This window comes from Chloroflexota bacterium, from assembly GCA_014360905.1.
Lineage (GTDB): Bacteria > Chloroflexota > Anaerolineae > UBA2200 > UBA2200 > JACIWX01.
This window is the reverse complement of the sequence record JACIWW010000030.1, coordinates 26,320-35,490: the sequence shown is the minus strand read 5'-3', so window position 1 is coordinate 35,490 and position 9,171 is coordinate 26,320. Positions and strand designations below refer to the sequence as shown.

General features: G+C 54.1%; 7 protein-coding genes. All 7 read right to left on the bottom strand.

Features of this window, described 5'->3' with window-relative positions; genetic code table 11:
- Positions 1–125: elongation factor Tu (gene tuf / locus H5T67_11320; protein MBC7245899.1), on the bottom strand; the 125-nt coding region annotated here is incomplete at its 3' end.
- A gap of 86 nt (positions 126–211) precedes the next feature.
- Positions 212–2,308, bottom strand: coding sequence for an elongation factor G (gene fusA / locus H5T67_11315; protein ID MBC7245898.1), 2,097 nt, complete (start codon positions 2,306–2,308; stop codon positions 212–214).
- A 68-nt stretch (positions 2,309–2,376) separates the two neighbouring features.
- Positions 2,377–2,847 (bottom strand): 30S ribosomal protein S7, encoded by a 471-nt coding sequence (gene rpsG, locus H5T67_11310; protein ID MBC7245897.1) that lies wholly within the window; start codon positions 2,845–2,847, stop codon positions 2,377–2,379.
- A gap of 141 nt (positions 2,848–2,988) precedes the next feature.
- Positions 2,989–3,408, bottom strand: coding sequence for a 30S ribosomal protein S12 (gene rpsL / locus H5T67_11305; GenBank protein MBC7245896.1), 420 nt, complete (start codon positions 3,406–3,408; stop codon positions 2,989–2,991).
- 199 nt (positions 3,409–3,607) lie between these two features.
- Positions 3,608–7,510: a DNA-directed RNA polymerase subunit beta gene (locus H5T67_11300; GenBank protein ID MBC7245895.1), complete on the bottom strand. Its 3,903-nt coding sequence runs from the start codon at positions 7,508–7,510 to the stop codon at positions 3,608–3,610.
- A gap of 239 nt (positions 7,511–7,749) precedes the next feature.
- A complete protein-coding gene (locus H5T67_11295; protein MBC7245894.1) occupies positions 7,750–8,253 on the bottom strand; it encodes an NAD(P)H-dependent oxidoreductase in 504 nt (167 codons plus the stop codon).
- Between the two features lie 308 nt (positions 8,254–8,561).
- Positions 8,562–9,143 carry a response regulator gene (locus H5T67_11290; protein ID MBC7245893.1) on the bottom strand — a complete coding sequence of 194 codons (582 nt, stop codon included), beginning with the start codon at positions 9,141–9,143 and terminating at the stop codon, positions 8,562–8,564.
- Positions 9,144–9,171 lie beyond the last annotated feature (28 nt).

The following is a 9,171-nucleotide window of genomic DNA, read 5'->3' as shown; positions in this document are numbered from 1 at the left end:
GCCAGACCCTTCATCGCTAGCACTTTGGTGATCGCCGCAGTCAGCGTCGTCTTGCCGTGGTCCACGTGCCCAATCGTGCCTACGTTCACGTGCGGCTTGGTCCGCTCAAATTTTCTCTTGGCCATATGAACACTCTCCTTTCCACAATGAAACGTTGAATGCAAACTTGATTATTATACACAAAAACCGAATTTAGGCAAATTTTATTTTCCTAAGGCAAAACGTCCGGCCCGATTTTATAGCCTCCTATCAGCTCCTGAAGCCGGGCCTCCGGCAACTCCGCATAATGGTCAAACTCCATGGTAAATGTGCCCCGCCCTTGCGTCATGGAGCGCAGGTCAGTGGCGTATCCAAACATCTCCTCCAATGGCACCGTAGCACGCACCGCTTGGAAGCCGTCTTCACGCAAATCCATGCTCTCAATGTGCGCCCGGCGTGCATTCAGATCACCGATGATTTCTCCCACAAATTCCTCTGGAGCCACCACTTCCACACGCATAATCGGCTCCATCAGAGTCGGTGCCGCTTGCGTGATCCCTTTGCGCATAGCAATGGAAGCGGCTGCCTTAAAAGCCGGTTCCGACGAGTTTTCCACGTCGTAAGAGCCATCCACCAAGGAGACTTTCAAATCCACCAGCGGATACCCAGCGAGCACACCGCTTTCCATGGATTCACGCACGCCTTGTTCGACAGCACGCACATACTCCTCGGGTATTTTACCCGGAGCCAGACGATTCTCGAAGGCAAAGCCTGAGCCACGTGGAAGCGGCTCCAGTTCCAGCCATACATGACCATACTGCCCGCGCCCCATTGCCTGGCGCACAAAACGCCCTTCGACCCGTACCGGCCGTGTAATAGTCTCGCGATAAGAGACCTGGGGTTTGCCCACATTGGCTTGGACCCGGAACTCGCGCAACATGCGCTCAACGAGCACTTCCAGGTGCAGTTCGCCCATGCCGGAGATAAGCGTTTGGCCTGTCTCTTCATCCATTCGGACTTTGAATGTTGGATCCTCCTCGGCCAGGCGCTGCAAGGCATCGCTGAGCTTGTCCTGGTCAGCCTTTGTGCGGGGTTCGACCACCACAGAAATGACCGGCTCGGGAAACTTGATAGATTCGAGCACAATGGGATGCTGCAGATCGCAGATCGTATCCCCGGTGAACGTGAAGCGAAAGCCCACGACCGCACCAATGTCTCCCGCGCGGATGACATCAATGTCCTCGCGTTGATTAGCATGCATGCGCAGCAGCCGGCCTACTCGTTCTTTGCGCGCTTTGGTGGCATTCAGAACCGGCTTAGCACCCGTAAGAACGCCCGAATAAACCCGCACATAGGCAAGGCGCCCTGCAAAAGGGTCGGACACAATTTTGAAGGTGAGAGCAGCCAGGGGAGCATCTTCTCTAGCGGGGCGGGTTTCTTCACGCTGAGTATATGGATTGATGCCTGTTATCGGCGGGATATCTACTGGGGAGGGAAGATAATCAACGATTGCATCTAACAAAGGCTGAACCCCCTTGTTCCGTAGCGCTGCCCCGCACAAAACCGGGATCAATTCACTGTGTATGGTTGCCCGCCGTAGCGCTATCCGCAGCTCCTGAGCGGTGATTGCTTCGCCCTCGAGATATTTTGTTGTCAAGGTCTCATCTGTTTCGACAATACGTTCGATCAGAACTTCGCGCCAATGCTGAGCCTCATCGTGCAACTCAGGAGGGACTTCTTGTATCTGCAGCACCGTCCCTAGCTCATCGGCCCACGTAATAGCTTTGTTTTCAATCAAATCCACAACGCCCGCGAACGAAGCTTCGCGGCCAATTGGCAATTGCAACACGACCGGCCGAGCGCGTAGTTGCTCGCGGATCATGTCAACCGTGCGCCAGAAATTGGCGCCGATGCGATCCATCTTGTTAACGAAGCAGATGCGCGGGACTCCAAAGCGATTGGCCTGATGCCACACTGTTTCGGACTGTGGCTCGACCCCAGCCACCGCATCCAAAACAACTACCCCGCCATCCAACACGCGTAGACTGCGTTGTACTTCGGCCGTGAAATCTATGTGGCCTGGAGTATCAATAATGTTAATCTGACAATCGCGCCAGTAGCAGGTGATGGCCGCAGCCGTAATCGTGATACCACGTTCGCGTTCCTGCTCCATCCAATCGGTCACCGTAGTACCGTTGTCCACATTCCCCAAACGGTAAGTACGGCCTGTATAGAACAGGATGCGTTCCGTTGTCGTCGTCTTGCCTGCATCTATATGGGCAATAATGCCTATGTTTCTTGTCCGTTCTAATGGGACTGCGCCGGACATAGGTTTCTCCGACTAGAATACGCGGTACACGAGATATCATCTACTGCGTCTGCGCTCCACCCCAATTCTTACCAGCGATAGTGGGCAAAGGCGCGGTTGGCCTCTGCCATTTTGTGCGTATCCTCGCGCTTTTTAATCGTGTTGCCAATACCCTTCGCAGCATCCATCAGTTCATCAGCCAGTTTCTCGGCCATGGACTTGCCAGGGCGTGCACGAGCCGACTGGATCAACCAGCGCATGGCCAGCGCTACACTACGGTATTCCGGTACCTCTACGGGCACCTGATAGGTAGCTCCACCCACGCGACGAGGTTTTACTTCCAACACAGGCATTGCATTCTTGACCGCTTGCTCGAACGTTTCCAATGGGTTTTTGTGCGTACGTTGTTCAATGATTTCACAGCAGTCATAGAAAATGCGCTGTGCAAGACTTTTCTTGCCACGTTGCATCAACTTGTTGATGAATTGGGCTACCATCACTTTTCCATATTTGGGATCAGGGTCTATCTCACGCCTGACCACTCGGCCATGTCTTGGCATATCCTACTCCTCTACAGCAATTACCGAAAAGAGTCCAATAATTCCTCAAGCCCGTCACTGTGCGCACAGCAAAACAACCCGCCCCACGAACCGGACGGCGTCCCTTGCTCAGAACAGTGCACAGCGACGGCAGTCGTCCGGCTAGGCAGTCTTGGGGCGCTTGGCGCCGTACTTCGAGCGGGCCTTCTGCCGGTTCTCGACCCCTGCCGAATCCAGAGCGCCGCGTACGATGTGATAGCGCACACCGGGCAAGTCCTTGACCCGGCCTCCGCGCACGAGCACCACCGAGTGTTCCTGCAGGTTATGACCCTCGCCGGGAATGTATGCCGTGACTTCAATGCCATTCGTCAGACGAACCCTGGCGATTTTGCGCAGCGCCGAGTTGGGCTTCTTCGGCGTCATGGTCTTGACCTGCGTGCATACCCCGCGCTTCTGAGGCGAGCCTTTGCCACGGATGACCCTGCCCTTCAGCGCGTTCCGTGTGAAACGCAGCGCCGGAGCCTTTGTTTTCTTTTGGATGGGCTTGCGCCCTTTACGTACTAACTGATTGATGGTCGGCAACTTATCCTCCCGTCCTATTGAACCCTGTGCCACTTCTAGGCACAATATACCGAGGCCGTCCTTGCGGGAACAGCGCCTCGGTATCTTGTCTCTTCCAGTACAATGTCTGTGTTAAGACTTTTCCTGAGGTATTTAACCTACAAAATTTTAGTATAAACAAAATCATCGAATTTGTCAATTCAATGGGGTGTGTGAATACTTACCCCACACGCGGGCGCCGGGCAAAGCCAGGTAGGCCCAGCCCCAATCCCAGTTTGGGCAATATTTCCTCGCTCTCCTCACGGCCAAACTGGACCAACTCACCATTCTCGTTCAAGACCTGCACGGACAGGGCCAGACCCTGCAACTCCTTAACCAGCACGCGGAAGGACTCGGGCACACTCGGTTCCTGGATGCGCTCCCCTTTCACAATGGCCTCGTAGGCTTTGACGCGGCTGGTCACGTCATCCGACTTGACCGTCAGCATCTCTTGCAGAGTATGCGCAGCGCCATATGCTTCCAAAGCCCACACTTCCATCTCGCCAAAGCGCTGTCCTCCCTGCTGTGCCTTACCACCCAAAGGTTGCTGCGTCACCAGTGAGTAAGGTCCTGTGGAACGGGCATGAACCTTATCCTCCACCAAGTGCGCTAGTTTCATCATGTAAATGATGCCCACCGTCACCGGACGATCAAACGGCTCACCTGTTTTCCCATCGTACAGGATCATCTTGCCCGAAATAGGCAAAGGCAACTTGTGTTGCGTGCCAATGCGCCTGGCTTCTGCCTCCAAGTCTTGATCCGCGATGTGGGAAGCATCGTATCCTAGGTCCTTCAGCCACAAGCGCAAGCAGGCAGCTATTGCCTTCTTGTTGATAGCGGAGTTTTCCTCCGGGCTGACCGACTTGCCGTTTTCCACGCAGAGTTCGTCCAAATCATAGCCTTGCTCTGCCAGCCATTGCCGCAGCCAGGCCCACCGCGCGCGCGTATAGTCACGGAGCAACTCCTCAAGATCATGGATTTCTCCTGGCAGATGCTCGCGCAAATAAATCTGTTGCGCCTCCCAATCGTCCTCTAGGCTTTCGCCATCTATGCCCATCTCGTTAAACCAAGGCCACACCCTTTGGTTCAGTTCACGCCAGGCCCTGTCCATCATCCAGGCACGCGCCAGCTCAGCCGAAATTTCTTCCTCATCAGCACCGTCAAAGACCGGGGAGATCGTGCGAAAGCCAAGGCGATGCGCCGTCCAACCCAGATGCGTCTCCAGAATCTGCCCCACATTCATACGGGCGGGTACACCCAGCGGGTTCAGGATAATGTCCACGGGAGTACCATCCTCCAGATAGGGCATGTCTTCGACAGGCACAATGCGGGAAATCACACCTTTGTTCCCATGTCGCCCAGCCATCTTATCCCCTTCGCTGATTTTGCGTTGCTGGGCTATGCTGACACGCACCAGTTTATCCACGCCCGCGGACATATCCCGATGCTCATCCCGGGAAAAGACTTTGATGTCCACCACCTTGCCCCGCTCACCATGGGGCAGACGCAAGGAAGAATCCTTGACCTCCCAAGCCTTTTCACCAAAAATGGCTCGGAGCAATTTTTCCTCAGGGCTCAATTCCGTCTCGCCCTTTGGCGTTATCTTGCCCACCAGGATATCACCGGGGCCAACTTCCGCTCCGATGTGAATGATGCCATCTTCGTCCAGATTGCGCAGAGCATCCTCACCTACATTGGGGATGTCGCGGGTAATCTCCTCTGGCCCCAACTTGGTATCGCGGGCTTCTACTTCATGCTTCTCGATATGGATGGAGGTAAACTTGTCCTTGCGCACAAGGTCTTCGCTGATGAGAACAGCGTCCTCATAGTTCCCTCCTTCCCAAGATAGGAAAGCCACCAGGACGTTCTGACCCAAAGCCAGCTCTCCCTGGTCGGTTGAGGAAGAGTCCGCGATAGGTTGACCGCGCTTGACAATATCCCCTTTGGATACAATGGGGCGTTGATCCAGGCATGTGCTCTGATTGGAGCGGTTATAACGGCGCAGGTTGTATGTCTTCAGACCTTGTGGCGTGCGTATGACGATGGCGCGTCCGGTAACGCTGACCACCTCGCCATCCTCTTGAGCGATGACTACCTGTCCAGAATCCAGCGCGGCTTGCTTTTCCATGCCGGTTGCCACCAGCGGCACCTCGGGTTGCAACAGCGGTACAGCCTGCCTCTGCATGTTCGAACCCATGAGGGCTCGGTTAGCATCATCGTGTTCCAAGAAAGGAATCAATGCAGCGGAGACGCTCACGATTTGCTTCGGCGATACATCCATGTACTCTACCCTGTCCGCCGACTCGATCAGGAAGCGTTGGTTGTAGCGCACCGAAACGCGTTTGTCCACAAAGTGGCCGTGTTCATCTAGCCGGGTGCCGGCCTGGGCGATGATGTGCTGATCTTCTTCATCGGCAGTGAGGTACACCACTTGGTCGGTAACCTCTGGCACGATGGGGATCTCTTGCAAAGGCAGAGACTCGAGCTGCAGCGCCAGTTCTTCATCAATCTCCGTACCCGCACGGGCGATGACTTCGCCGCTATTTGGATCTACGATCTGTTCGCGCAGCACCTTGCCCAGCATCACCTCGCGCTGATTAGGCACAAAGCGCCGTACCACGCGGTAGGGCGTCTCGATAAAGCCATATTCATTGACACGAGCATAGGTGGACAACGACCCAATCAAACCAATATTCGGACCTTCGGGCGTTTCGATAGGGCAGATGCGTCCATAGTGACTGTGGTGTACATCGCGCACATCGAAACCCGCGCGTTCACGGCGCAACCCACCAGGACCAAGGGCTGACAAACGACGTTTGTGCGTCAACTCGGCCAAAGGATTGGTCTGGTCCATGAACTGCGAAAGCTGACTGCCGCCAAAGAACTCGCGCAGCACGGCAATCACGGGACGGATGTTGATCAGAGCAGCAGGCGTCAGTTGTTCAGGGCCACGCGTGCTCATGCGGTCGCGGATCATGCGCTCCATGCGCAGGAGACCGATGCGTAACTGGTTTTGAATCAGCTCACCAACTGTCTTGATCCTGCGATTCCCCAGGTGATCAATGTCGTCTGGATCTGCCACACCATTGTTGACTAGGATCATGCGCTCTACGATCTTGACCAGGTCTAGTTTAGTCAGAGTGCGCGTTTGCATCGGTATATCGAGCTGCAAACGGCGGTTCAGTTTGTAGCGTCCCACTTTGCCCAGGTCATAGCGTCGAGCATTGAACAGCAATGCTTCTAGGTAATTTCGAGCGTTCTCAAAAGTCGGCGGATCGCCAGGGCGCATTTTTCGGTAAAACTCTTCTAATGCCGAACGGGTATCCTTGGTTGGATCGCGTTCGATAGTTTTGGCCAGGTAGGAGTGCTCACTGGAGGTATCCATCGCCGCAAAGAGTTGAAGCAGTTCCTCATCCGTGCCCTCACGAATGAGTTCATCCCCTTCCACACCATGAATCGCGCCAGTCGCTCTGAGCAATACCGTGATGGGGAGCTTGCGCTTGCGGTCCACTTTGACCGAGAGCACATCCCGCCTACTGGTGTCGCATTCCAGCCAGGCACCGCGGTTGGGGATTAGCTTGGCCATGCACAAACGGCGGCCAGTGACATGATCCTCTTCTACCGTAAAATAGGCTCCCGGCGAGCGAATGAGCTGGCTCACGACTACTCGCTCTGCCCCGTTGATGACAAAGGTCCCTTGCGGCGTCATCAACGGGAAGTCGCCCAGATAGACATTCTGCTCCGTGATTTCGCCACCCGCTGCGTTGTTCTTCAGGCGCACGCGGACGTACAAAGGAGCCGCCAAGGTCATGTCACGAGCACGGCACTCTTCCTCGCTGTACTTTGGTTCCTCGAACCAGTAATCCAAGAAGTACATTTCGAGGTCTCCGCCATAGCTGACAATGGGCGAAATTTCCTCGAAAAGCTCAGCTAGCCCCTCTTTCTTAAACCACTCGTACGAGTTCAATTGAATCTCAACGAGGTTGGGCAGCGGATACACTTCTGGAATGCGTGCGTAGGACTTTATATTATTGAGACCGAGGTCACCACAGCCTTGCACCACAGGCGCGGCAGTTGTTGTCATTTGACCTTATCTCCTTAGTTCACATCTAAAAACATCCAACATTCACACCGAAAAAATAGAATTGCCCCCATTGCTGACGACACAAGCGTCTCGATCATCAACAAAGTCAATCAGTTTGCATGGAGGCTTCTATTATATTTTGGCCGTATAAATGCCAAATTTTAATTTTACATGGATTTTCAAAATTGTCAAATTTTGCGAATAGCGTGCAAAAGATGCAGCCCAACCTGTTGCCACTTTTAGAGTCGGGAAATGAACTCCTGAAGCTGGGAGGGGAAGTCCTCTGCGAGGATGCGCTGAGCTTGAAAAGCATAGACCGCCTTTGGAGTCTTGTCACAAACCTGCTCCATCTGCTGGAAAACCCTTGGCGCTGGATTTGGATCCAACCCTGTGGAGAAGAAAGCGACCTCTTTGCACCTGCTGCTATATTGACGAAGATACGCTCGCACCGGCGCCGAGAGCGACGAGGCATAGACCGGTGTGCCAATGACCACCAAGTCATAGTCCGCCGGGTCGTGCTGCGCTGCCTTAATGGGCACGGTACGATTGGTGAGGGCATGAAAAACAACAAACCCCATGTTCAAAAAGTTACGCAAGCCCTTACCCCGGATGTCCACAGGTCGTGGATTGACTTCTTGAATTTCCTCGACCGCGGCGGACAATCTTTCTGCAATAGCCTGCCCCACCTTCTTTGTGTTTCCAGACGATGAATGGAATACGACCAGTACTTTCTTGCCGCTCATATTGCCCTTTCTTCCCGATGATCTCGAGATAGCGGAGATGAATAGTCAACTGCTTGTTTGGCGAGATAATTCGTCGCTGCACCAAGTATACAGAAAGTAGTGTAAAAGACCAAATGATATGGGAGAGGGAGCGAAGCAAAAGCACGCTAGAGTTCACAGAGGCAACTCGTATGTCGCCAGATATATCACCGCCGAGAGCGCCGAGTACGCGGAGCATATCATGATTCACTCGGTGTTCTCAGCGGTACATGATCTGAACATGGAAGCCCACGCTGCCATTCTGCAGAAGCGGTTCTCATGCCGTCATACTACGTGTCCATCAGCAAAGCGTGTATCTTTTTCTGCAGAGTGGCGGCATCCAACGGCTGTTGGACTACCTCGTCAACTCCTTTCTCCGAAAGGCGCTGCAGATCCTCTGACTCATCTGCATCCACAATAGCCAACAGCTTAATGTGCGCACGAGCGGGATTTTGCCTCAGCCAATGTCGCATCTCCGTTCCATCCAGACCGAGATGCCTTAGATCGAGTATGATCAGGTCAGGTTTCAGAGCAACGATCTGGCAACGGGCCTCGCTCCAGTTACGCACGGAAAAGACCTGAAGGACTACGCTCATCTGGCAGAGGGTGCGCACGAGGGACTCGGTGATTTCATCCTCAGCGCTGATCACCAGAATGCGCTTGGGATTCCCCTTGACCCGAAAGTAAAAGCCGTCAATGGGCATGCCGTGTATCCGCAGGAAGGCTTGAAATTCCTGGAAGGGCACAAAAAGTTGGCCGTCGGCGGTCTGACATGCCTCGAGTTTTCCTTGCTGTATCCATTTCAGCACTGTGAATTGGCTGACACGACAGTACTGTGCTACATCTCTGATGGTAAGAGAGTTCGACTTCACTCAGATCCTCCTCCCTGTTCGCGATATC

What these genes read in the sequence shown, in the direction of transcription:
- H5T67_11300 (MBC7245895.1), bottom strand. Translation starts at nt 7,510, where the DNA reads ATGACAACAACTGCCGCGCCTGTGGTGCAAGGCTGTGGTGACCTCGGT.
- fusA (MBC7245898.1), bottom strand. Translation starts at nt 2,308, where the DNA reads ATGTCCGGCGCAGTCCCATTAGAACGGACAAGAAACATAGGCATTATT.
- rpsG (MBC7245897.1), bottom strand. Translation starts at nt 2,847, where the DNA reads ATGCCAAGACATGGCCGAGTGGTCAGGCGTGAGATAGACCCTGATCCC.
- H5T67_11295 (MBC7245894.1), bottom strand. Translation starts at nt 8,253, where the DNA reads ATGAGCGGCAAGAAAGTACTGGTCGTATTCCATTCATCGTCTGGAAAC.